The following is a 23,727-nucleotide window of genomic DNA, read 5'->3' on the forward strand; positions in this document are numbered from 1 at the left end:
GCGACTACAGCGAGCCCGCCCTTGTGAGCGTGGGGCACTTGGGTGCTTTACCCACCCGATAATCGTAACCCAATCGGCAGGCTCTCGCCGAACAAACGCGACGCTTCTTCACCCTCGGCCGCGACGACCTCTTCCACCATGCGTTTCCACGCCGCGGGGCACGGGTGCGCCCGGAGCACACCCAGAACGCGGTTCCGCGTCGAATCGCTGATATCTACCGCACGCAACCCGCTCTGACGAGCGAGTTGCGACAAACAAAAGAGCCAGCCGTTCTTCTCGCTGTCGTTGGCCGGTGTGAACGGCAGAAGTTCGTCGATCCACTGCTCCACGATCTCGGGGTGAACGACCGAGTTCAGCGGGCCGTAGAACTGCACCCGGGCGCCGAACCGCGTGAGCGCCCAGAACGCATACGTCGGCACGGGCGACTTCTTGCAGTCGCGGAGCGCTGCGGCGCCGAGCGTTTCGCGGGTCTTCGCGTCGAGGCGCTCGAGGCTCGCCGCGGCGCGCCACATCTCGGCGTATTCATTCGCTGGCGGGCGCGAGAACGCCTTCCCCTTTACAGGAAGCAGCGTGGGTTTCAGTCGGGAGAACAGCGCTTGCTGGAGCGCGGCATTCAACCCGCCGCTCACCCGGCGCCACATGATCCAGTAGTCCGCGCCGCCCTCGGGAACGACCATCTTCTTTGGGCCGCTCGTCTGCGTTTGACCGCTCGCTGCGGCGGTAATCATCTTCCACAGCGCTTCGACGCGGTAGCGGTCCACCGGGTCGCCGAACCCGGGCCGCAGTGTGTACCCGGTGAGGTTGTACCACCGCGACAGGTGCCCCGGGGACCGGGCACGACCGGGCGCGTTGGCCTCGAGGAACTCCCACACTCGCCGGCACAAGCCCGTGGGCCAGTCAGATCGCGGCGACTCCAACGCGGCTTCGAGCAGTTTGGGAAGGTCCGAAGTCGTGACCCCTGGGGCCGCGGGCGTCCCGCCCGCTTCAGAGGCACCAGAGGCGGGCGGGACGCCCGCGGTCCCGGGATCGCCAAATACCTGTGCGATCAGCGCCGCCGCCGCCTGCACTTTCTCTTCCGGGAAGACGTCGATTACAGTCCCCTGCGTGTCCTCGACGTCGTCCTTTGTCGGTTCGCGGAGCACGTCGCGGACGTTGAACTCCAGGCGCCAGCGGTTGCCCTCTTTCGATTCGCAGTAGAGTTCGAGCGTGCCGATCTCGGTACACTTGGCCGCGAGCGTCACCGGCACGCGCTTCGCGCCCGCGCGCTTCCCGCCCCGCAGGATCGTGTGAAGGGGCGGCAGGCGCATCAGTGATTCTTCTTGCAATCGCAGCACTTGCCCGGGCTTGTCATCCCCACGCACGGTCGAGGTGTAGAGCGGGAACAGCACCGGCTCGCCGAGCGCGAGTTCCAGCACCGGCGCCGGCATGTGAATCTCTTCGCCCTCCTGCATCCGGCGCGGAACAACGCAAAGCACCGGAACGCTGTGTGCGTGCATCCCGCGACCCGGGGTATCCGTTTCCACCGCGACGTAGTACGAGCGCGGAATCCCTCCACCGATGCGCCGACCGCCGGAGTGTTTGAGCCACGCGAAGTACGCCGCGCCCCAAGCCACTGCGAGGTCGAGCGACGGGCTCGTGAGAACCAACGGATCCCACTTCTTGTCCGACTGATCGAACCACGGCCGCATCACGTCGATGACGCGCTCGCGCAGCACTTCCGGCTGGAACACGCCGCCGTTAAAGAGGATCGCGTCGACGCTCTCGCCCGTGGGGACGTGCTGGCGGATGAACGCCGCGAGGTGCTTACTGACGGCCGCGTCCGAAACGTAGGGGAGCCCCATTTCCTGGAGCCCGGTGCGGGCGCCCTGGGCCGGCGCTGAATCGAACGCCGTGAGCGGGAAGAACCCGTCGAAGAGTGCCGCGGCCACGTCCGCTGGCGTGATGTTCACCGATACCGTACCGCCCACGACGGAGCGCCCCTTGCCCATCACCGTGACGGGGTACGAGGGAGGCGGAGGGGCCGAGAGCAGCGCTTCCTTCGCTCCGCGGCACGCCTGCACGAGCGACCCGAACTGCGCCGCGTCGAGCCGGCCGCCGGGGAGCTTCTGCTCGACGGCCTTCGCGAGCGCGAGGTCCATGTTGTCGCCGCCGAGCAGCAGGTGGTCGCCGACCGCGTCGCGGATGAACGTGAGTTCGCCCTTCTCCTCGCCGGCCCGGATCAGGCTGAAGTCGGACGTACCGCCCCCCACGTCCACGACTAGGCACCGCATCCCGGGGCGCAGCATCCCGGCCTCTTGGGGCGAGTGAGTTCCGAGCCAGGCATAAAATGCCGCCTGCGGTTCTTCGAGCAGCGTGACGTGCTTCAGCCCCGCTTGCTTCGCGGCCTCGGCCGTCAGGTTCCGCGCCACGTCATCGAACGACGCGGGCACCGTGACCACCACCGTTTGTTCTTCGAGTTTGTCCGCGTCCTTGCGGTTCGGCGCGTTGTTCCACGCCTCGACGATGTGCTTGAGGTACTTGGCCGATACTTCGAGCGGCGACAGGCGCGGAACGTCCGGCGGGCCGGCCCACGGCAACAGCGGCGCGGTGCGATCGACGCCCGGGTGACACAACCACGACTTCGCGCTCGAAACCTGGCGCCCGGGCACCTTCGAGCCGTGGTTCCGCGCGAACAGGCCCGCGGTGTCGGTCGGGTTCTTCTTCCAGGGGAGGTCGATCGCCCCGGGCGCGAGGTCGTGCGGACCCGGAATATAGAGGAACGACGGGAGCAGGTCGTGCTCCTGCACCTGACCGGCCGCGACGACTTGCGGAACGTGGAACGTGTGCAGCCGCGGACCACCGGCCGCTTTACTGGCCGTGTCCACGAAGGCCACCGCGATGTTCGTGGTGCCGAGGTCGATTCCGACGAGGTAGCGTCCCATAATCGAAGGTCGCAAAGTCGTGTCGTAAGGTCGTCAGGTCACAAAGCCGAAGGTTGCCAGTTGCCAGGTTCAGAAATCGCCGCACGAGTTTCAGAGGGCTTTACCGCTTTCGACGTTACGCCCCCGCGACGGTATTCTGAGCCGCATGGCAACCTCAATCTTAGGACTCGACATCGGCGGGGCGAACCTGAAGGCCGCAACTGCGGACGGGCGCGCGGCGTCGGTGCCGTTCCCATTATGGAAGCAACCGGACCGGTTGCCGACTGCTCTCGTCGAACTTGTGTCCCAGTTCCCGGGTACGGATGAACTGGCTGTAACGATGACCGGCGAGTTGTGCGACTGTTTCGAGGCGAAGCGCGACGGCGTCCACGCGATCATTGCGGCCGTGCGGCGCGCGAGCGGCGGGCACCCGGTCCGCGTGTGGAGCACAGACGGCGCGTTCCTGAACTCGGAAGAAGCAAAGCAGAACCACATGAAGGTCGCCGCGGCAAACTGGCACGCGCTCGCGACCTTCGCGGGTCAGTACGTTCCCGAGGGCCGGGCGATCCTCGTCGATGTGGGCACCACGACAACGGACATCATCCCGATTCTGGACGGCAAACCGGTGCCCGTCGGCAAGACGGATTACGATCGCCTCTTTAGCGGCGAACTGGTTTACACCGGCGTCCGCCGAACACCGGTGTGCGCAATCCTGCCGTGGCTAACGGCGGCCGAACTGTTCGCCACCACGCTCGACGTGTACGTGATGCTTGGCAACATCCCGGAAGACCCCAACGACCGCGACACCGCCGACGGGCGCCCGGCGACGCGAAAATATGCCGCCGCCCGGCTCGCACGCATGTGCGGTGCCGATGTCGAAACGATCCCAACGGATATTACCGACGCCCTTGTGCAAGGTGCTCGTGACAGCCAACTCGCGCGACTCCGGGAGTGCATCGCTGACGTCAGTGGTTCCCTGAAAGCTCGGCAAGTAGGTGCGGCCCTTGAACGGGTGGCACCTCAGTGGTCGCTTACCAACTTTCTGGCCCGTATCGGTGTGTTCCGGCGGCGCGTGCTCGATCGGAAGTTCGCCGAGCTACGCGCCGAATTGCCACCACCTGAAGATGTCGCTTACATCGTGTCCGGTTCTGGAGAATTTCTCGCGCAACAAGCCATCGATTACCCCCACCACACTTCCCTGAACGACCAACTCGGCCCCACCGTCTCGGCGTGCGCGCCGGCGTATGCGGTTGCGGTGCTGGCGGAGCACCGGCCATGATTGTCGTGAAGGTTGGCGGAAGCCTTTTCGACTCCCCGGCCCTCGGGCCAGCGCTCCGCACGTTCATTGAATCGCTTAAACCTGCCGACGTACTCCTCGTTCCCGGTGGCGGCCCCGTCGCGGACGCCGTGCGGGAATTGGACCGCACGCACAAGCTGGGCGAAGAAGCCGCACACTGGCTGGCACTGCAAGCGCTGAGCGTGACGAAGGCGTTTCTGGAGCGCGTGGTGGGGGCAGAACCTAACCCCCTAACCCCCTTCCCTAAGAAGGAAGGGGGAACCGAATCATCGGTGGTTTTAAGCCCCTCTCCATTTAGGGGAGGGGTTGGGGAGGGGTTACAGCCACAACCTCCCCCCCGTCCCCCCTCCCTGAAGGGAAGGGGGAGAAAGAACGGTCATCGTGCGCGATACCGAGCTCTGAGACTTCGTATGCCAGCTCCCCCTTCCCTTCAGGGAGGGGGGATGGGGGGGGAGGTTGTCTCGATTGCTTCGCCTTCGCACTTGAAGACGAGGGGCGCCCCGGTGCGCTTCCCCATTCGTGGAGTGTCACCACGGATTCGATCGCGGCGCGGGCAGCACTCGTTTTCCGTGCCGAACGGCTCATTCTCCTGAAATCAGTCGATGTCTCCCCTGGCACATCGTGGGACGTTGCCGCGGTAAATGGCTGGGTTGATACGCACTTCCCCCAAATCGCCCAAGCACTTACGTGCCCCATTGATGTGGTGAACTTCCGCTCCCGACTCGGAGCGGGCGATAGGTCGTGAGAAACGAAGGCTCGCGCGTGACCTCAAACCGTGTTCTATGCTTGGCGCGAAAACGCCTTCGCTCGAACACGGGAACTCACGCGCCATGCGGTTCATTATTGCGAACGAGTTCTATCAGCAGATGATCGCCATGCCGGATCACACCCCGGACTGTTACGTCCGGCCTGGCGAGTTTCTGCACCACATGTACATCGACGGCGTGAAGTACGCGGTCGCCCCCGCCGTTATTGACTGCCTCGCCGAAGCCGAGGCCAAAAACGACCAGGAAGCCATCGCACACCTGCGGCTCCACAAGCTGCACTTTGAGGCGCTGCTCGCTGACGCCGAGCGTACCGGCACTCTGACAGAAGACGTTACTCTGCTTGGAGATGCGCCGCCGACGGACGAGGAAGCGATCCCGATGACCGGGAACGCCTACATCCCGCGTGTCCCGGGCCGGTGGGAAGACCTCGGACTCGACTTACCGTTCATTTTCGACCTGGCACTGCGCACGGTCTACAACCGCGGGCAGATTACGGGCGGCGAACTCGCGAACTCGATGGCCGTTCCGTTCCCGATCGTGAACCCCGTGTTCCAGGCGATGCGGAAGCAGTCGCTCATCGACATTGTGGCCCAGCGCGGTAACAGCGGCGACGCGAGCTTCGTCTACGCGATCAAGCCGCCCAAGGGCGAAGACGCGCTCCGCGACGCCCTCGCCAAGACCAGTTACGTCGGTCCGGCCCCGGTGCCGTTCACGGACTACGTCGAATCGGTGATGGCCCAAACCATCAAGCGGCTGGTGGTGACGCGCCGGAGCATCCAGCGGGCGTTTGAAGACCTCATCATCACGGACGAGTCGTTCAACGAGATCGGCCCCGCGATCAACTCCGCGCAGTCGATCTTCTTCTTCGGCTACCCGGGCAACGGGAAGACGAGCGTCGCTGAGCGCATCACCCGGCTCATGGGCGACGCCATCTACGTCCCACACGCGGTCGAGGCCAACGGCCAGATCATCAAAGTGTTCGACCCGATCCAGCACACCGTGATCCAGGACGACGACCACCACGACGTGACCGAAACCGTGCTCAAGCGCGGGGTGCAGTTCGACCAGCGGTTCATCAAGGTGAAGCGCCCGACGATCGTGGTCGGCGGCGAACTCACGATGCCGATGCTCGACCTGAAGTACAACACCGTGGGCAAGTACTACGAAGCGCCGCTCCAGATGAAGGCCAACGGCGGCATCTTCATGATCGACGACTTCGGGCGCCAGCAGGTGCGGGCGATGGACCTGCTCAACCGGTGGATCGTGCCGCTGGAGAAGAAGTACGACTACCTGAACACCATCACCGGCACGAAGGTCGAGGTGCCGTTCGACCAGTTGCTCATCTTCAGCACGAACTTGGACCCGCACCAGCTCGCGGACGAAGCGTTCTTGCGCCGGATCAAGTTCAAGATCGAGATCCGCGACCCGGACGAGGCCCAGTACCGCAAGATCTGGGAGCTGGTGTGCCGGAGCAAGCGCGTCGAGTTCGACTCGCGCGGCGTGGACTACTTGGTTCAGAAGTGGTACCGCCCGAGCGGGCGGCCGTTCCGAATGTGCCAGCCGCGCGACATCCTCGACCAGATGATGTCGATCGCGAAGTACAACATGGAGCGCGTGAACTTCAGCCCGGACCTCATCGACGCCGCCTGCGCCACCTACTTCATCAGCTCGCAGAAGAAGGACTTCGGCGCCAAGGTGCGCATGGAATAAGTGCCGACACCGATCGTTTTGGGCTGCACCTTCGTCCGCGTCTTCACCATGATGAAGGTGTGAGCCACCCGAGTCCCCAGCGCGCCGAGTCGCGCACCTCTCTCTCCGACCGCCTCAAAGAGCAAGCCCGCACCCTGGGGTTCGAGCTAGTGGGCATCGCCCCGGCTACGGACGCGGACGGCTTCGCGCGCTTCAACTCCTGGCTCGACCGCGGGTTCGCGGGCGAAATGTCGTACCTCCCCAAGTTCCGCACCGAGCGCCAGAACCCGCGTAGCATTCTGGAAGGCGTGCGCAGCGTGCTGATGGTCGGAATGGAGTACGGGAGGGGAGAGAGGCAACCTAACCCCCTAACCCCCTTCCCTAGAAAGGAAGGGGGAACAAAATCATCGGTGGCTTTAAGCCCCTCTCCGCTTAGGGGAGGGGTTGGGGAGGGGTTGTTTTCAGAACCTACCCCCCCGGCCCCCCTCCCTGAAGGGAAGGGGGAGCTGGCATACGAAATCTCTGAGATCGGTATTACGCACGATGACCGTTCTTTCTCCCCCTTCCCTTCAGGGAGGGGGGCCGGGGGGGTAGGTTCGGCCCTCGCCCGCGTCGCGTCCTACGCCGCCGGTCCGGACTACCACCGCTACATCTGGGACCGACTCAACGCACTCGCTGCGTGGTTGGAGGACGAAGCCCCAGGCAGTCGAACGGAAGCGGTCGCCGATACCGCGCCGCTCCTCGAACGCGACTTCGCCCGGCGCGCGGGTTTGGGGTGGGTCGGCAAGAACACGATGCTCATCAACACGCGACGCGGGAGCTTCTTCTTCCTCGGCGCGGTGCTCACGGACCTCGAACTGGAACCTGATTCTCCCTCAACGTCGTCCCATTGCGGTACGTGTACGGCCTGTCTCGATGCGTGCCCGACGCGAGCGTTCCCCGAACCGTTCGTACTCAACGCGACCAAGTGTATCAGCTACCTGACCATCGAATTGCGTTCGGATATCCCCGTCGAACTCCGAGAATCCGTCGGGAACTGGCTTTACGGCTGTGACGTGTGCCAGGACGTGTGCCCGTGGAACCGCAACGCCGGGAGCCGTGCGCCGGCGTTCCCGCACGACCCGGATTTGGCGTGGATCGACCCGGCCGAACTGCTGGGCCTTGATGCGGATGCGTTCCGCGTGCGTTTTAAGAAGACATCTTTCTGGCGGAATCGGCGAACTGGCCTGCTGCGCAACGCGGCAATCGTATTGGGGAACATCGGCGACGAACGATCGTTACCAGCGTTGGAAAAGGCACTGACTGATCCCGAAGACGTAATTCGCAACGCGGCGCAGTGGGCTATCGATCATATTCGTCACCGCACTTCGAGTGTAAAGTCGGGATTACCGTCTGCCCCTTCAGACTGAGTGAGCCGAAACGATTTGCCCAACACAGTCGATTTCGTCCACCCACTGGCCTTGCGCACGGCCACGAATTCCTTCTTCCCGCGCTTGTAAATATCGAACCGGATATCGTCTTCGTCGCGCGCGTCAACGACCCAGTACTCTTGCACGTCCGCGTCAAAGTACGCGGTCATTGTCCATTCCGTGTCTTTGACTTCCGAACTCTCACTAACAATCTCAATGACGACCTCTGGTGAACCGACCAGTTCGGTTTGCGTCCCCGTGTCCCCGCCGACCAGTTCCACGCGCCCGCTGCGCAACGCCTCGTGCGAAACGATCATCCCGTCCGGTTCGGTGGACAACTGCGTCCCCAAGTGTCCGAATCGCATCCCTTCTGACACGAACCGGCCGAATTTCGTTTCCTTCATCAGATTCGCCAACACACGACCGAGTTCCGTGCGGACGACGTTGTGACTTGAGAATTCCTCCATACTCAGGTCCATCCACACCTTTCCGTTGATGAAACAGACCCGCCCCTCTTCGGGAAATTCGGCCGAATGCGACCACCGCCGGAAGGTGTCAAAGTCTGTCACCCACGCAGGGACCACCACCTTCCGTCCCCCGATTGCGAGTGCTACTTCCATACATTCCTCATAATTCCGGTCACGAGCGGAGGCTCCCTCGCGTTTAAGAGCTTTGCGGATAATACCAGCCGACTTGCGCGTACACCACGCCAGACGAATGCGCCGGTTATAAGCCCGCACAGATTGCCCGGTTTCAGCAGGTTCTCATATCTTCCCTCTTAAAATCAGTTACTCTCGAAACACCTCAGACTCGCCACAGGTACGACCACCACAGCCGCGGTGCAGCAACACGAGTTGAGCACAGGTACGGGGCCACCATGCAACTGATCCAAACGCTCACCGCCCGCGGGCTCCTCAACGACGCCGACCGCACGCGCGCGGCCGACATGATTAAGGCCAACCCCGACACCCCCCCGCACCAGATCCTCATCGACAAAGGGTTCGTCCGCGAGGAAGCGATCCTGCCGGTGCTGGCGGAAGAGTTCGGGCTGGAACTCATCGACCTGTCGCACGCGAAGATCGCCCCGGACGTGCTCTCCGCGATGCCGCAGAAGCTCGTTCACCGCAAGAACCTGATGCCGGTCGCCCGGAACAACGGCACCCTCGTTGTCGCCACCGCGGACCCGTTCGACGCCTACGCGCTCGACGAACTGCAAACTCTCACCGGCTTCCACGTGATGCCGGTGCTGGCCCCGCTCCGCGAAATCACCCGACTCATCAAGCAAAATTTCGGCGTCGGCGGTGATACGGTCGCGGCGCTCGCGGAAGAGGCCAAGAACGAGGACGTCGAACTCCTCGAGGCCCTGGAAACCGACGACAGCGAGATGGCGAAGGCGGCGCAAGAAGCGTCCGTCGTCAAACTCGTGAACCAGATCCTCGTCGAAGCGGCCAACGAGCGCGCGTCCGACATCCACATCGAAACCGAGGAGCAGGGCATCCGCATCCGGTACCGGATCGACGGCCTGCTCCAGAACCAGAATTTGCCCCCGGAGATCAACCGGTTCGCGCTCGCGATCGTCAGCCGCCTCAAGATCATGGCACGGCTCAACATCGCCGAGAAGCGGCTCCCGCAGGACGGCCGCATCAAGATGAAGGTGCAGGGGCGCGAGATCGACGTCCGCGTGTCGATCATCCCGATGATCCACGGCGAGGGGATCGTCATGCGGTTGCTCGACAAGGGCCGCATGTCGTTCAACCTCAAGAACTGCGGGATGCTGCCGGACATCTACGGCACGTTCAAGCAGGTCATCGACCGGCCCCACGGGATCGTCCTCGTCACCGGCCCGACCGGGTCGGGCAAGTCCACCACGCTGTACTCGGCCCTCAACGAGATCAAGGACGAGGTCACCAAGATCATCACGGTGGAAGACCCCGTCGAGTACAACCAGGCCGGGATCTCGCAGATCCAGACGCACGCGAAGATCGGCCTCACGTTCGGCCACGCCCTCCGGTCCATCCTGCGGCACGACCCGGACGTGATCCTCGTCGGCGAAATCCGCGACAAGGAAACGGCGGAAATGGCGATCCAGGCGTCGCTCACCGGGCACATGGTGTTCAGCACCCTGCACACCAACGACGCCCCCAGCGCGTTCACCCGCATGATCGACATGGGCGTCGAGCCGTTCCTCGTGTCGAGCACGGTCGAGGGCGTCATGGCCCAGCGCCTCGTGCGCACGATCTGCCCGGACTGCAAGGCCGAGTACGTCCCCGACCCGGACGCCGTGCCGCTCGACTTCCCCGGGCGCACCGGGTCCGTGAAGCCCGCCCCGGACATCGCGATCCAACAGGGCGTGGTGGAGATGATGGGCGCGGCAGCCGCGAACGACGGCAAGTTGTGGAAGGGGACGGGGTGCCGGGCCTGTCGCCAGGGCGGGTACCGCGGGCGCACCGGGATTCACGAGTTACTCATCAACAACGAGGTAATGAAGGATCTCGTCGTCCAGCGCGTGAACGCCGGCGTGGTTCGCTTGGAGGCGCTCAAGGCCGGCATGATTACGCTCCGTCAAGACGGCTGGCGCAAGGTGCTCAACGGCACCACCACCATCGACGAAGTGACGCGCACGACCGCCGGTGACATTAACTAGAGGCTTTGGCGTTTAATTCCGTGGGCGCGTCCCAGAGCCAGCCGGTACACGGAGTTGACAAAATGGCCTTTTGTACAGTATAATTGAAATTCGCGCTCGATCGTGTTTCGGAGACGAGTGGCCGGAGTTTGGGTCGGGCGAGCGAGAGTGAGCGAATGTTAGCTGGCGTTTGTGGCCGGCGAGGAGCGTGGCTGAGCGGAATTTGGCCCTAAAATTTGGTTGATTCGGCAGTTAGAACGGATTCCCACCCCGCACGCAGTCGTGCCGCCCCGAAAATGTCAGCAATTGTTAGCTGAATTGGCATAAAGACTGGCGAGGCGACGATTTAAGTTGCTATCGCCGTCGTGATTCGTGGTCCGTCGTGAGTGCAAAGGTCCGAAGTCGTCTAAACGGAACAAACAGAGTACGAGCGATACCATGCCCGACTTCACTTTTGAAGCACTCGCCCGCACCGGGGCCAAATCTACCGGGACGCTCACGGCCAACAGCGAGCGCGAGGCCGCACTGATCCTCGACGGGCGCGGACTGTTCCCGGTCAAGATCGGCCGCGCCAAGAACCAGGCGTCCAGTGCCGGCGGGCTCTTCGGCGGGCGCGTCAGCGGGCGCGCGACCGCCACCCTGTACGCGCAACTCGCGGACCTGCTCCATTCCGGCGTGCCGCTATTGCGATCGCTCGAACTGCTCGAGCGCCAGAGCACCAACCGCACGCTCCAGTCGGTGCTGCGCGACATCCGCTCCCGGGTCGCGGACGGGACCGGGCTCGCCCAGGCGATGGCGTTCCACCCCAAGGTGTTCAACGAACTCGCGGTCAGCATGGTCCGCGCCGGTCAGGAGGGCGGGTTCCTCGAAGACGTGCTCAAGCGCATCGCCGCGTTCGTCGAGCACCAGGAAGACTTGAAATCCAAGGTGATCGGCTCGCTCGCGTACCCGGCGTTCCTGGCCCTCGCCGGGTTCGGCGTGGTCACGGTGCTGATGGTGTTCTTCGTCCCCAAGTTCGAGTCGATCTTCGAGAAGTTGAAGGAGCAGGGCGAAATGCCCAAGATCACCAGCCTGCTGCTCTGGGTGAGCCACTCGGTCCGGGACTACTGGTGGCTGGGGCTCGGGGGCGCGGCCGCGGTGTTTTTCGGGTACCGCACCTGGGCGCGGACCCCGAACGGGCGCATGATCGTGGACCGCGTGAAGATCCGGTTGCCACTGTTCGGGCCGGTGTTCATGGGGCTGGCACTGTCGCGGTTCTGTCGCATCCTGGGGACGATGCTGCACAACGGTATCCCGCTCCTGAAATCGCTGCACATCTCCAAGGACTCGACCGGTAACAAGGTGCTGGCCGCGGCCGTCGAGCGCGCCGCGGAGAACGTGACCGCCGGGCAGAAACTGGCCGACCCGCTCCGCAAGAGCGGCCACTTCCCGACCGACATCGTGGAAATGATCACGATCGCGGAAGAGGCGAACAGCCTGGAAAAGGTGCTCATCGACGTCGCCGACGGGCTGGACAAGCGGACCGCCCGGAACCTCGAACTGATGGTCAAACTGCTCGAACCGATCATGCTCCTGTTTATGGCGGTGGTGGTCGGCACCATCGCGGTCGGGCTACTGATGCCCGTGTTCAAACTCAGCACAACGTTGAAGTGACATAATCGAATCTCTCATGGCTGGCTAACCGCTCTGCCAGGTATACTGACTACATCCACGCTCCCACTCGCCCAACGTAAGAGGTTCCGACCCATGATGCTCGTAACAACCCGCCGTGCCGCGATCCGCCCGGCCTCTTCCCGGCGCCGCTCCGCGTTCACCCTGATCGAAGTCCTCGTGGTGGTCGCGATCCTCGTGATCCTGGCGACCATCGCCGCGGTCGCCGTGCCCAAGCAGATCGACGAGGCCAAAAAGAGCAAGGCCCAACTCGGGTGCGTTACGATCTCACGGGCCGTCGAAGCGTATCACATGAGCACGTCGAACCCGAACCAGGGTAACGACGAAGGGCTGCCGACCTCGCTGAACGATCTGGTCGCACCGCCGTTCGGCGGGCCGTCGTTCTTGCCCGAAGGGGCGGCGAGTCTGAAAGATCCGTGGAATCATGATTACGGGGTCGAACAGCGCACGCGCCCGGACAAGACGCCCTTCCTCCTCATTGTCGCTTCTGCCCCGGACGGCACCCGGATCAGTCAGTACGGCGTCGGTCTGAACGCCGAGCCGAAGAACCAGTAAGCTCCGCGGATCCGAGATCTCAGATTGAGGACGGCCGTGCCCACTTGCTCCACTCGCCGCGGCTTTACCCTGGTTGAAGTGCTCGTCGTAATGGCGATCCTTCTCCTGCTGGCGGTCGTTGTGCTGCCCAGCATCGGGGCGTTCCGCGGCGACTCGCGCCCGCGGGCCGGCGTGGACGTGATCCGCGGCGAACTGGCCGCGGCCCGCGGGCGGGCGATGACCGAGGGCCGCCCGTACCGAATCGCGATCGGGGCGAACGGGAGCCGCATCCGTCGCGCCCCGGACGGCCCCGAGTTCACCGAAACGGGCGGGTTCGATCGCGCCGACGGGGGCGCCATCGCGGTGGAATACCCCTTCGAGCACGTCACCGCGGAACTGCTCTCGGACCCGTCCGCGGCCCCCGATACCGGCAGCGATTGGGTCACGATCGCGGTGGTCCTGCCCAACGGCACCTGCCTGGACGACAACATCATCGTCGGGGTGCGAGAGGGACAAGACGGCCCGCTCCGGGTCCAGATCCGCGGGCTGACCGGCACGTCGCGCGTGCTGCCTGCCGGCACGGAGGTCCGCTGATGCTCCCCCGCCCCGCGCCGCGCCGCGGCCTCTCGCTCATCGAAGTCCTGCTCGCACTGACGATCCTGGTAATCGCTCTCGCCGCGGTCAGTCAACTTGTGGACATCGGCTCCGACCACGGAAACCGGGCCCGGGCCACGACCCGGGGAACCCGATTGGCGCAGGGGAAAATGGCCGAAGTCGAGGCCGGTGTCGTGCCCCTGACGGGCGAAGCGACCGGTAACTTCGAGGGCGACGACGCGGCATGGACGTTCACGGTTACCCCGGAACCGGCCGGCCCCCGAACCTGTACACCGTGACCGTTCGGGTCTCCCGCAGCCTCAAGGGTGAGTTCGAGATCGTGCTGACGCAGATGATCTTCGACCCGACCGTGGTGGGGTCCGCGGCCCAGGCCGAGCGCCCCCCGGCGGAGTCTACGACCACTGACTCGGCAACGACCGGTGCGACTTCGGGTTCCACGACCACGGGAGGAACGACGCCGTGATGCTCCGCTCTCGACGTGCCCGCTCGACCCGCCGGGCGGGGTTCACGCTCCTCGAAATTCTCCTCGCCACCCTGATCGCGGTCCTGCTACTCGCCGCGTTGTACACGATGATGACCGTGACGCTGCGCCAGACGCAGGTCAGTCGCGACGCGAGCGAGGTCGAAGACCTATCGCGCGGCATCTTCAACAAGATGACCGTGGACCTAAACGGCGTGCTCGCCCCGCTCCCCCCACGGTCCGGCGGGAACCCATTGGCGAGTACAAGTTCGTCGTCTACGCAGAGTGCAACCACGTCGAGCGGCACCGGCGACACAACCGGTTCTAGCGGATCTACCACTCCGGCAACCAGTGCGGCTTCCGCACCCACAACAGGAACCACAACGAGCGGGACCGGAACAACTTCGACGGACGCGAGTACCGATACCACCAGTACGGGAGCGGCGGACTCTTCGTTCCAGGGGGGCGTGATCGGAAAGGATAAGCGACTTACAGTTTTTGCGGGTCGCGTGCCGGAAGTGTTCGGCCGGTTCGGGGAACGGAGCGAACAGGTTCGCGCCGACCAGCGCCAGATCATTTACTGGGTCGGGGACGGTGGCCTGTACCGGCTCGAGCGCCCCTGGGTCACGTCCGACGACGTGCGCAGCTCACTCGAGTCCGATGCCGACCCCGATCCGGAATCGCCCGACGCGGTGCTCGTTGCCCCGGAAGTGTCCGACGTGACTTTCGAGTACACCGACGGATCGAGTTGGGTTGCGGAGTGGAACGGGGCCGATCCCGGTCCGGACGGTGTGACACCACTCGGCCCACCCCGTGCGATCCGCATCACGCTCGTGATCAAAGTCTCCACGGGCAGGAGCAACGAGACGGTCGAGAAGACCCTGACCCAAGTGATCCCGGTCCGGTCGGCGCCCGGTACAAACACGCCGGTGTTCGTCGAACCGCCGGTCGACGGCGCGACCGACACGTCGAGCGGAACGACGAGTGGCTCGTCGAGTACCGGCTCCGGAACGACCGGTAGTACGGGCGGGGCGAGTAGCTCAGGCGGGACGGGAAGTTCGGGGGGTGGCACAACGAGCAGCCCGTCCACAGGGAGTTCAGGCGGGACGAAACAGAGCGCCAGTTCCGGGGCGTCAATGGGTAGCGGATCGACGGGCGGCAAGAGCGGAGGCGGGAAGTGAAACTGAACCGTCGCTCGTGCGTGGTCAACGGCCCGGGCGCTTCAATCCGGCGCGGTGGGTACGTCATCTTCGCCGTACTCGTCGTCATCGTCGTTCTGTCGCTGGTTGCGTACCGGTTCACCGCGACCATGACGGCGGAGGCCCAGGCCAGTGCTCGTGCCCGCACCGACGCACAGGTCAAACTCGCGGCCGTGTCCGGGTTGCACTACGCCGCCGCGGTACTCTCCGATCGCGAGACGTTCGCCAGCGAACTCGATGGGAACCCGTTCGACAACTCGGACGTGTTCGAGCGCGTCGAGATTTCGTCGAGCGGGGGCAGCGGGACCGGTCGGAGCGCGTACTTCGACATCCGCTCCGTGGCCCGTCTGGACGGCGGCACTTACGAGCAGCGGTTCGGGGCCATCGACGAGGGCGGTAAGATCAACATCAACAGCATGATGGCGCTCGACTCGACCGGGAACATGCTTTACAACGCGCTCATGCAACTCCCCAACATGAGCGCGGACGTCGCCGACGCGATCGTGGACTGGGTGGACGCAGACGACGTCCCGCGGGCCAGTGGCGCCGAGTCGTCGGAGTACCAGTCGCGCCCGAACCCGTACAAGGCACGCAACGGCCCGCTTAACTCGCTCGACGAGTTGTTACTCGTCAAGGGCGTCACCCCGGAACTGCTCTACGGGGGGGACCGGAACCGGAACGGCACCTACGACGACGGCGAAGACGGCACCAGCGACCTCGGCTGGTCGGACTTCCTTACGGTCTATGGGCGCGAGCTGAACGTGGACTCGACCGGCACCGTGCGCGCGTACCTCAACGGCGAACTGGACACGATGTTGCCCCAACTCACCCCGCTGCTCGGGGACGAACTGGCGACGTACATCATCGCGTACAAGATGTTCACCGCGACCAAGACGGACGCCAGCGGCAACCCTCAAACCACGTCCACGTCCACGGCCACGCTCTCAACGAGCAGCGGTTCGGGGAGTACGTCCGGTACCATGACGGTGACCATCACCTCTACCCAGCCCCAAGCCCAACAAAAAGCCGTGCAGAAAGCGACCCTGGCCCAACTCCAGGCCGCGGTACAGACCCAGGGCGAAGCGAACGGCTGGACGGGTAAGAACAAGGTGAACTCGATCTTCGATCTGATTAACACTCGGATCACCCTTCCTCGCGCGAAGGACGCGAAGCAGGACGACCCCGACGTGGTCGCGTACTCGCCCCTGCTCGACACCACGAAGCGGAACGAGTTGCTCGCGTCGCTGATGGACAAGACCACGGTGACCAAGGACGTCGAGATGGTGCCGCGGATCAACGTGAACACCGCGCAGCGCGAGGTGCTCCTCGGCATCCCGGGCATGACTGAACAGTACGCCGACACGATCATCAACACGCGGGGCGACCAATTACAAACCGATGCCGCGACCGTCTCCGGTGCGTGGCTCATTACGGTCGCTAACGTCCCGCCGGCCACGTTTCAACAGATGGAAAAGTACGTGACCGGCGGCACGATGGTGTACCGCGTGCAGTCGATAGGGTACCTGGGCGGCAGCGGACCGGTGGCCCGCATGGAGGCCGTCATCGACACGAACCAGGGCGCCCCGCGGTTCCTCCACATCCGCGACCTGACGGACCTGGAGAACCCGCGCGGGTTCGACCCGACGAAAACGAGCCAGTAACTACGAGGTTCACGTTCCCGGTCCCGGGACTTGACACCCAGAGCGGAGCGCCTGTGTCCAACTTCATCGCGATCGACCTGGAACCCAACGGCGTGTACGCCGTCGCCGGCGCCGCGCGCGGGTCCGTCAAGGTGACCCACGCGGTCGCGTGGACCGGTGCCGACGGGGAGGCACCACCGGCGCTCACCATCGACACCGCCCGCGCGTTTGGCGAGGCGCTCCGCGCGAAGCTCCGGGCCGCCGGTGCCCCGGTCGCGCCCGTGCTCGTTTCGATCGGCCGCGACCGGGTCATCCTCAAGGAACTGAAGCACCCGCCGGTCCCCCCGCGCGAAGAGCCGGCCATCATCAAGTTCCAGGCCATCAAGGAGATGTCCGAGTCGCCCGACGACGTGGTGCTCGACTACGTCCCGCTGAGCAACGGGGCCGGGTTCGACCCGGCCGCGGAGCGCCGGGCAATGGCGGTGATGCTGCGCAAGGACGTGTTCAACGCGGTCCAAGCGATGTGTACCGCGGCCGGGCTGAAACTCGCGGGCGTCACCCCGCGCCCCTACGCGGTGGCCGCCGGGCTGACCCGGGCGTTCGCCGCGGGCGCGGCCCCGGCCCCGGAGCACAAGACCGACGCGGTCGCGGCCCTCACCCTCAGCCCCAACGGGGGCGAGTTCACCGTCGTGCGCAACGGCGAGACGGTGCTGACGCTGGCGATCCCCAGCCCGGTGCTGGCGAACGAGAACATGCTCGTCGCGCAGTTGCGCCGGAACCTCACCGTCTACGCCGGCCAGCACCCCGGGCACCCGATTCAGGCGCTGTACCTCGCGGAAGTCGGGCCGGGTTGGACCGCGCGCCTTGCTTCGGCCCTCGGCGTCCCGGTCCACGCCTACGACCCGCTCGCCGGGGCGCTGCCGAACGTTCCCGAGCCCCTCCGCGGGCGCTTCGCCGGGGCCGTCGGGCTGCTCGCGGGTCAGGCGCACGGGGCGCTGCCGATCAACTTCGCCGCGCCGCGGCAACCGACGACCGACCGCGACCCCGCGAAGCAACGGGTCGTGCTCGCCGCGGTCGCGGCCGCCGTGCTGCTCGCCGGGGGCGCCGTCTTCGGCTACGTGATGACGAACTCCGCCGACGCCCGGGTGGCGGAACTGACCCGGCAGCGGGACGACCTCAAGGACAAGCTCGAAAAGGGCAAGCCGGACACGACCCGAGTGACCGCGATCGAGGGCTGGTCCAAGCGCGAAGTGGTGTGGCTCGACGAGTTGCACGACCTCGCCAACCGGATGCCCGCCGACGACAGCATGCGCATCACGAGCCTCTCCGCGACCCCGTACCCGGTGGTCAAGGACAAGCAAGAGGCGCAATCGCGGCTGGAACTGAAGATCGCCGCAACGGACGCCCGGCCGGTCAACAACTTGGTGTCCGCCACCGAGCACGACAACACGCCGGCGACCAAGTTCTACGTGAACTCTCCCGTGAGCGTCCTCGGGACGCTCCCCGCGAGCGCGGGCAAGTACACACAAGGGTTCGGGTTGGTCACGAAGATCAACCACCGCGAGCCCGAAAAGTACACCGCCCGCCCGACCTTCCTGCCGCCGAAGCGGAGCTGGGGCCTGTTCACCCCGGCCCCCGAGAACTCGGCCGAACTCGCTCCCTCGCCGTCCGAAGGGAAGTCGGCCCCGTAGCGGCGGCCACCGAACTCGGCCCGGCGTCCCACTAACCCACGAATCACCGCGACCGAAGAAGGCCCGATCCGATGACCCCACGCGAACAAAAACTGGCCCTCATTCTGATCGGCATGATGGTACTGGGCGCCGGCGGGGCCGGCGGGTACCTGTTGGTCTGGTCGCCGCTCGAGAAGCAGCGCGAGACCGAACTCGCGCTCCAGACCGAAATCGCGGATCTGGAGACGAGCGAGCGGGCGCAACTGGCCAACGCCAAGAAGCTGGCCGCGGCGCGCATGCGCAGCCTCCCGGCCGATTCGGACCTGGCCCGGAACGAGTACGTCGTCGCCCTCGGGCGCCTGCTCGACGCGGCCGGCGCCCCGAAGGGGTACGTCATCTCCGCGAAGCAGGAGTCGAGCACCAGTTCCAAGCAGGTGCCCGAGATCTCGAAGGGCAAACCGGTCTACACGCGCGTCGTCTGCACGGTGCAGGTCAAGAAGGCCGACATGTGGGTGGTCAAGGACTTCCTCAAGGGGTACTACGATCTCGGGCTGCTCCACCAGATCACGCACTTCAGCATCAAGAAAGAAGACGAGGGCGCGAAGAACGGGGCCAAGCGCAACGACCTCACGGTGGACCTCACCACCGAGGCCATTATCGTGGACGGGGCCGAGAACCGCCGGACGCTGCTCCGCATCCCGAACGCGTTCGGCGCGGCCGGGGGCGGCGGGCTGTACGCGGCCATGACGTCCCAAAAGGAGTACGGGCGCGGGGTCACGCCCCAGGTACTGAACTCGGTGCTCGCCAAGGGCCGGGACTACAGCCTGATCGTGCTGAAGGACCCGTTCAACGGGCCGCTCGCACCCCCGCCGCCGTTCAAACTGTCTTCGATCAAGGACGTGAAGATCGTTCAGGACGAGCGGCCGTCGCCGGTGAAGGTCGCGGTCAGCGGCGAGGGGGCGCAGGGCACGAAGGTTACGGCCACCGCGTCGGGTAAGGTGTTCGCCGAGGGCGCCCTCAAGGTCGATCCCAAGACGCTCGCCATCGAGTTGCCCAAGACGTCTGCCAGCGAGGGCACCGAGACCGTCTCGGTCGTCGCGGTTTCTGCCGACGGTAAGGTCGAGAAGACGTCGTTCAAGGTGACCGTTGAGGCGGCGAAAGTTGTGGAGGACCGGCGCCCCGAAGTCGACGGGGCCATCATCCTCACGATGGTCACGTTCCGCTCCGACGGCACCGCGTCCGCCGCGATCCGCGACGCCGCCAACCGCCAGCGCTACGAGATCGAGGTGAACGGCAAGAAGGTACTCGTTAGCAAGTTCTACTACATCAAGGACAAGAAGAAGGAAGACGACACCGACGCCCACGGGGTGCTCACGATCTCGGACGACAACAGCAAAACCAAGCGCACGTTCAAAATCGTCGCGGTGGAGAACGACGCCCTGGTACTCGAGGACCAAAAGCCGACCGCGGCGGCGAAGCCGAAATCCGGCCCCACCAACTGGCCGGGCAAGGGCGGCGCCCCGGCCAAGCCGAGTGCGACCAATCCGATCTCGGCGATCGCGGGGAACATGGCCGCGGGGGTCGCGCCCGCGCCGCCCAAGCTCTATCGGTGGACCGTGGGGCAGTCCCTTTTGACCATCGTGCAGCTCCCCGACAACGAGGCCAAGCGGCTCCTCAAACAGGCCGCCGATAACGGCCCGATGGCGGAAGTCGCGGCGATCGGTGCGCAGTGACGAGGGCCGGACCGACTCGGCCCCCTTACAGCCAACGAGAGATGCCCCCGTACCGCGGCACAACCCGCGACACGGGGTAGCAACGAAGAACAACGCCCCATTTCGGCCCCGCTCTTCGGTCAACGATCCGGATCACGTTCGCCCTCGCGAGCGGACCATTCTTCGACAAGACGTCACATTCGTCGGCAGGGACGCACCGACCGCAGCCCAAAGCCCGCCGTCGCGTGAGAACGCGCCAATAGCGGGCGCGCCCCAAGTGGCCACGGGCACCAAGATTGGTCGCGTTCTCTCATCCCGATCTAACGGTGTGTCGACGCGGCAACTGAGATAAACTGGGGTCAGATTAAAAGTTCCCGTGCTTCGGCAGTTTCCCGTTGCTGGCCCCGGTGACGGACGATATTCAGCCTCATCACGTGTGTGAACACTCTCGTCGGTTCGGCGGGGCGCCTGTTGGGGAACGGGCGCCCGCGAACCCGCCGCTCGGTGGCGGGGAACCCGGTCCGCGAGGGCTTCGCAGTTCTTGGGGGATGTTATGGGTCAGCGTCGCGGCTCGCAGGCGCGAGCGGTTCCGTTCTGGAAGCTCCTGAAGCTCCGCAAGTGGCTGCCCGGCATCCTCGCCGCGGCCGCCGGGCTGACCGGGCCGGTCGATCGCGCACTGGCCCAACCCGCCCCGATGTCGGTTCCCGGGGTGCCCGGCACCGTCGCACCGGTTGCACCGGCCGCGGCTCCGGCCGCACCCGCGAAGACGGTCAGCATCCACTTCGAGAAGGCCGGCTGGGACGAGGTTCTCGACTGGTACTCGAAGGAAACCGGGCTGACGCTCATCACCACCGTCAAGCCGACCGGCACCGTGGCTATCAAGCCGGGCAAGGACCGCAAGTTCACCATCGGCGAAGTCACCGACCTCATCAATGAGGCGATGATGCAACAGAAGTTCATTCTGATTCGCCGGCACATGACGTTCTTCATCCAGCCGTCGGACGAGAAAATCGACCCGACCCTGCTCCCGCGGGTCACGCTCTCCGAACTGCCCGAGCGCGGGCGCACCGAGATCGTGCAGGTCGTGGTGCCCGTCGAGGGGATGGTGGTCGAGGACGCGACCGAAGAACTGAAGAAGCTGCTCACGCCCTTTGGCACGATGGTGCCGCTGACGAAGCCGAACGCGCTGCTGATCCAGGACACGGTCGGTAACATCGCCCGCATCCAGAAGACCCTCGACGAGATCGTCGACAGGACCAAGGGCTCGGACTCCCTGAATCACGTGTGCGAGTACCGCCGGGCGCAAGAGATCGCCGAAGTTCTCAAAACGCTGATGTCCGATGCCACGACCCGGATCGACGTCACCGGCACCCAGCAGATGCAACAGTCCTTCGATCCGCGCGGCGGGGGCTGGGGTGGGGGCGGTAATTGGGGCGGCGGGGATCCGCGCTGGGGCGGCGGGCCCGGGGCGGTGGCGACCAGCGCCGCGGACCGGGCGGTCAACAACCCGTCGGCAGCGGGCGCGTGAAGACCGTGCAGATCGCGGTCGACGCGCGCCGCAACGCGATTCTCGTCACCGCTCCACAGGACAAGATCGGACTTGCGGAAAAGCTCATCAAAGAGCAGGACCGCCCCCTCTTTCCGGGGCAGGAAAAGCTGAAACCGGCCGACCCGGTGATGAAAAGTTACAACGTTCAGGTCGGGGCCGCGGCCGAAGTCGCCAAGAACGTGCAGGCGAAGTTCCCCTGGGTCCAAACGATCGCGCTCACGGCCCAGAACCAGGTACTGGTGTCCGCGGCGCCCGCCGATCACAAGGACGTGGAGAAGTACCTCGGTCTCGACCAACCGGGCGGCACGGCCCAAGAAACCGTGTTCATCGCGCTCAACGTGCTCGACCCGGGCGAAGCGGCCGCTTCGTTGGTGAAGCTCTTCCCGGCCACGGGCGGGCCGAGTATTGAGCCCCAGAAGACCGGTGTCACACCGGGGCTTCTGATTAAGGGGACCGCCGCCCAGATCGCCGAAGCTAAAAACACGCTGCGGCTCCTGGGTGAAACCAGCCTCGGTAGCGTCGATGCGGTGCCCCCGGGACTGGCGCCTACCTCGCGCACCATTACCCTGGGCGGGAACACCAACGCCGCGGTCGTCGCCGAACTGCTCGGCCGCGCGATGGAGGGGATGGGCAAGCGGGTCATCATCAACGACCCGCTCAACCCGAAGCCGCCGGTGCTCCGTCCGCCGGCGGGCGGGCTGCCGCCCGGTGGCGACCCCGCGCCGCGGCAACCGGCCCCGACAAAACCGCCGACCCTGGGCACCCGGGACCAACTACCCGGCCGCGACTTCCTGATTTCCGCGCAGATCAGCGACCCGGAAAAGAAGGACGATAAGCCGATCATCATCACGGTGACCGGCGGGAAGCTCCTCATCCAGAGCGACGACACGAAGGCGCTCGAAGTTCTTTCGCAACTGGCCCGATACATCACCACCGAGGGCGCGAAGGCCGACGAGAACCTGTTCAAAGTGATCCGACTGCGGTCCGTGTCCGCCGAGGACGCGGCGCGCGAACTGACCGAGATCTTCAACGGGCCGCAGCAGCAACAGCAAGGGGGGAACCGCGGGCAGGGCGGGTTCAACCCGCTGGCCCTGTTCGGCGGGTTCGGCGGAGCCACCCAGACCCCGCCGGCCCCGGGGCGCGTCCGCGTCGTCGCGGAGCGGAGCAGCAACTCTTTGGTTGTGGTGAAGGCCAGCCCGCTCGACCTGGTGCTGATCGAGAAGCTGCTGGAGGGGGCGATCGACGGCGGCCCCAACGATTCCGCCGTGGTCATGAAAACGTTCATCCTCCCGCTCAAGAACGCGGACGCGGCCGACATCGCGACGCGCATTCGGGAGCTGTACCGCAGCGCGATGCTCCCCTCCGGGGGACAGGCCGGCGGGCTCCCCGTGTTCAACCCGTTCGCCGCGGCCGCGCTCGGCGGCGGGGGCGGGCAGCAGCAACAACAGCGGCCGCCGGCGCTCTCGCTCTCCGTGGACGACCGGAGCAACAGCCTCCTCTTGGTCTGCGCCGAGCCCATGTACCAGGACATCAAAGAACTGGCACTGAGCTTGGACAACGCCACGATCAACACCACCGAAACGGTGAAGTTGGTTCAGCTCAAGGGCATCGATCCGAACGTGGTCCAGCAGGCGATCAACGCCATGCAGGGCCGCGACACCCGTCAGCAGCAAGGTAACCGCGGCGGCTTCGGTGGTGGCAACCAGGGCGGTGGCGGGGGCCTTGGTGGTGGCGGCTTCGGTGGCGGCGGCCCCGGTGGAGGCGGATTTGGCGGGGGTGGATTCGGAGGTGGTGGGTTCGGTGGCGGCGGGGCCGGTATGGGCGGCGGAGGGAACCGCGGCGGCGGCGGGGGAGGGGCGGGAACCGTGGCGGTGGCGGCGGGGAGCGACCCGCGGCGGCGGGCGCCAGGCCAGCCTGGGCACGACGGAGGGCCCCTTAAATTTTGACTACCGGGGCACGGACGCCCCTTCGGCCGTCTCCAAGATCTACGAC

The 23,727-nt window shown here is 65.4% G+C and carries 18 protein-coding genes; 16 read left to right on the plus strand and 2 right to left on the minus strand.

Annotated elements, in window-relative coordinates; translation table 11 throughout:
* Positions 1-47 precede the first annotated feature (47 nt).
* Entirely contained in the window at positions 48-2,921 is a 2,874-nt protein-coding gene (locus VT84_RS30980) for a hsp70 family protein (RefSeq protein ID WP_082842240.1), read from the minus strand.
* A 145-nt stretch (positions 2,922-3,066) separates the two neighbouring features.
* On the opposite strand from VT84_RS30980, the gene VT84_RS30985 reads away from it, so the two are divergent.
* From VT84_RS30985 to queG, 4 genes are all read left to right on the plus strand, one after another.
* On the plus strand, positions 3,067-4,179 hold the full coding sequence (locus VT84_RS30985; RefSeq protein WP_082842241.1) for a hydantoinase/oxoprolinase family protein: 1,113 nt from the start codon (positions 3,067-3,069) through the stop codon (positions 4,177-4,179).
* Positions 4,176-4,790 carry a hypothetical protein gene (locus VT84_RS42560; RefSeq protein ID WP_410000372.1) on the plus strand — a complete coding sequence of 205 codons (615 nt, stop codon included), beginning with the start codon at positions 4,176-4,178 and terminating at the stop codon, positions 4,788-4,790. The genes VT84_RS30985 and VT84_RS42560 overlap by 4 nt, the downstream gene beginning before the upstream one ends.
* A 237-nt stretch (positions 4,791-5,027) precedes the next feature.
* Positions 5,028-6,674, plus strand: coding sequence for an AAA family ATPase (locus VT84_RS30990; RefSeq protein ID WP_082843453.1), 1,647 nt, complete (start codon positions 5,028-5,030; stop codon positions 6,672-6,674).
* Positions 6,675-6,733: 59 nt separating this feature from the next.
* Complete coding sequence (gene queG, locus VT84_RS41385; protein ID WP_239465506.1) at positions 6,734-8,062, plus strand: tRNA epoxyqueuosine(34) reductase QueG; 1,329 nt, start codon at positions 6,734-6,736, stop codon at positions 8,060-8,062.
* On the opposite strand, the gene VT84_RS31000 is transcribed toward queG, so the two are convergent.
* The gene (locus VT84_RS31000) at positions 8,011-8,682 is read right to left on the minus strand and encodes a Uma2 family endonuclease (protein WP_082842242.1); all 672 of its coding nucleotides are present in this window, start codon (positions 8,680-8,682) and stop codon (positions 8,011-8,013) included. The genes queG and VT84_RS31000 overlap by 52 nt on opposite strands.
* A 257-nt stretch (positions 8,683-8,939) precedes the next feature.
* Between VT84_RS31000 and VT84_RS31005 the strand changes: the two genes are divergently transcribed.
* The 12 genes from VT84_RS31005 (at position 8,940) to VT84_RS31060 (ending at position 23,681) form a co-directional block, all read left to right on the plus strand.
* The gene (locus VT84_RS31005) at positions 8,940-10,706 is read left to right on the plus strand and encodes a GspE/PulE family protein (RefSeq protein ID WP_157470026.1); all 1,767 of its coding nucleotides are present in this window, start codon (positions 8,940-8,942) and stop codon (positions 10,704-10,706) included.
* 417 nt (positions 10,707-11,123) lie between these two features.
* Complete coding sequence (locus VT84_RS31010; protein WP_082842243.1) at positions 11,124-12,338, plus strand: type II secretion system F family protein; 1,215 nt, start codon at positions 11,124-11,126, stop codon at positions 12,336-12,338.
* A 93-nt stretch (positions 12,339-12,431) separates the two neighbouring features.
* The gene (locus VT84_RS31015; protein WP_082842244.1) at positions 12,432-12,911 is read left to right on the plus strand and encodes a prepilin-type N-terminal cleavage/methylation domain-containing protein; all 480 of its coding nucleotides are present in this window, start codon (positions 12,432-12,434) and stop codon (positions 12,909-12,911) included.
* Between the two features lie 36 nt (positions 12,912-12,947).
* Positions 12,948-13,484, plus strand: a complete 537-nt coding sequence (locus tag VT84_RS31020; RefSeq protein ID WP_162271898.1) for a prepilin-type N-terminal cleavage/methylation domain-containing protein — start codon at positions 12,948-12,950, stop codon at positions 13,482-13,484.
* A complete protein-coding gene (locus tag VT84_RS31025) occupies positions 13,484-13,783 on the plus strand; it encodes a prepilin-type N-terminal cleavage/methylation domain-containing protein (protein WP_082842246.1) in 300 nt (99 codons plus the stop codon). The genes VT84_RS31020 and VT84_RS31025 overlap by 1 nt, the downstream gene beginning before the upstream one ends.
* Positions 13,780-13,968 carry a hypothetical protein gene (locus VT84_RS31030; RefSeq protein ID WP_082842247.1) on the plus strand — a complete coding sequence of 63 codons (189 nt, stop codon included), beginning with the start codon at positions 13,780-13,782 and terminating at the stop codon, positions 13,966-13,968. Before VT84_RS31025 ends, VT84_RS31030 begins: the two co-directional genes overlap by 4 nt.
* Positions 13,968-15,146 (plus strand): prepilin-type N-terminal cleavage/methylation domain-containing protein, encoded by a 1,179-nt coding sequence (locus VT84_RS31035; RefSeq protein ID WP_082842248.1) that lies wholly within the window; start codon positions 13,968-13,970, stop codon positions 15,144-15,146. The genes VT84_RS31030 and VT84_RS31035 overlap by 1 nt, the downstream gene beginning before the upstream one ends.
* Positions 15,143-16,825 carry a type II secretion system protein GspK gene (locus VT84_RS31040; RefSeq protein WP_082842249.1) on the plus strand — a complete coding sequence of 561 codons (1,683 nt, stop codon included), beginning with the start codon at positions 15,143-15,145 and terminating at the stop codon, positions 16,823-16,825. Before VT84_RS31035 ends, VT84_RS31040 begins: the two co-directional genes overlap by 4 nt.
* A 53-nt stretch (positions 16,826-16,878) precedes the next feature.
* Positions 16,879-18,495, plus strand: coding sequence for a type IV pilus biogenesis protein PilM (gene pilM, locus VT84_RS31045; RefSeq protein ID WP_082842250.1), 1,617 nt, complete (start codon positions 16,879-16,881; stop codon positions 18,493-18,495).
* A gap of 71 nt (positions 18,496-18,566) precedes the next feature.
* Complete coding sequence (locus VT84_RS31050; protein ID WP_082842251.1) at positions 18,567-20,207, plus strand: hypothetical protein; 1,641 nt, start codon at positions 18,567-18,569, stop codon at positions 20,205-20,207.
* A gap of 532 nt (positions 20,208-20,739) precedes the next feature.
* The gene (locus VT84_RS31055) at positions 20,740-21,714 is read left to right on the plus strand and encodes a hypothetical protein (RefSeq protein WP_082842252.1); all 975 of its coding nucleotides are present in this window, start codon (positions 20,740-20,742) and stop codon (positions 21,712-21,714) included.
* A complete protein-coding gene (locus tag VT84_RS31060) occupies positions 21,711-23,681 on the plus strand; it encodes a secretin N-terminal domain-containing protein (RefSeq protein ID WP_162271899.1) in 1,971 nt (656 codons plus the stop codon). Before VT84_RS31055 ends, VT84_RS31060 begins: the two co-directional genes overlap by 4 nt.
* Positions 23,682-23,727: the final 46 nt, after the last annotated feature.

The organism is Gemmata sp. SH-PL17, from assembly GCF_001610855.1.
GTDB lineage: Bacteria > Planctomycetota > Planctomycetia > Gemmatales > Gemmataceae > Gemmata > Gemmata massiliana.

Excerpts from the sequence above, each read along its gene's own strand:
- VT84_RS31050 (WP_082842251.1), top strand. The coding sequence starts at position 18,567 with ATGACCCCACGCGAACAAAAACTGGCCCTCATTCTGATCGGCATGATG.
- VT84_RS31025 (WP_082842246.1), top strand. The coding sequence starts at position 13,484 with ATGCTCCCCCGCCCCGCGCCGCGCCGCGGCCTCTCGCTCATCGAAGTC.
- VT84_RS31035 (WP_082842248.1), top strand. The coding sequence starts at position 13,968 with ATGCTCCGCTCTCGACGTGCCCGCTCGACCCGCCGGGCGGGGTTCACG.
- VT84_RS31055 (WP_082842252.1), top strand. The coding sequence starts at position 20,740 with ATGGGTCAGCGTCGCGGCTCGCAGGCGCGAGCGGTTCCGTTCTGGAAG.
- VT84_RS31005 (WP_157470026.1), top strand. The coding sequence starts at position 8,940 with ATGCAACTGATCCAAACGCTCACCGCCCGCGGGCTCCTCAACGACGCC.
- VT84_RS42560 (WP_410000372.1), top strand. The coding sequence starts at position 4,176 with ATGATTGTCGTGAAGGTTGGCGGAAGCCTTTTCGACTCCCCGGCCCTC.
- VT84_RS30980 (WP_082842240.1), bottom strand. The coding sequence starts at position 2,921 with ATGGGACGCTACCTCGTCGGAATCGACCTCGGCACCACGAACATCGCG.
- VT84_RS31010 (WP_082842243.1), top strand. The coding sequence starts at position 11,124 with ATGCCCGACTTCACTTTTGAAGCACTCGCCCGCACCGGGGCCAAATCT.
- VT84_RS30985 (WP_082842241.1), top strand. The coding sequence starts at position 3,067 with ATGGCAACCTCAATCTTAGGACTCGACATCGGCGGGGCGAACCTGAAG.
- VT84_RS31000 (WP_082842242.1), bottom strand. The coding sequence starts at position 8,682 with ATGGAAGTAGCACTCGCAATCGGGGGACGGAAGGTGGTGGTCCCTGCG.
- VT84_RS30990 (WP_082843453.1), top strand. The coding sequence starts at position 5,028 with ATGCGGTTCATTATTGCGAACGAGTTCTATCAGCAGATGATCGCCATG.
- VT84_RS31015 (WP_082842244.1), top strand. The coding sequence starts at position 12,432 with ATGATGCTCGTAACAACCCGCCGTGCCGCGATCCGCCCGGCCTCTTCC.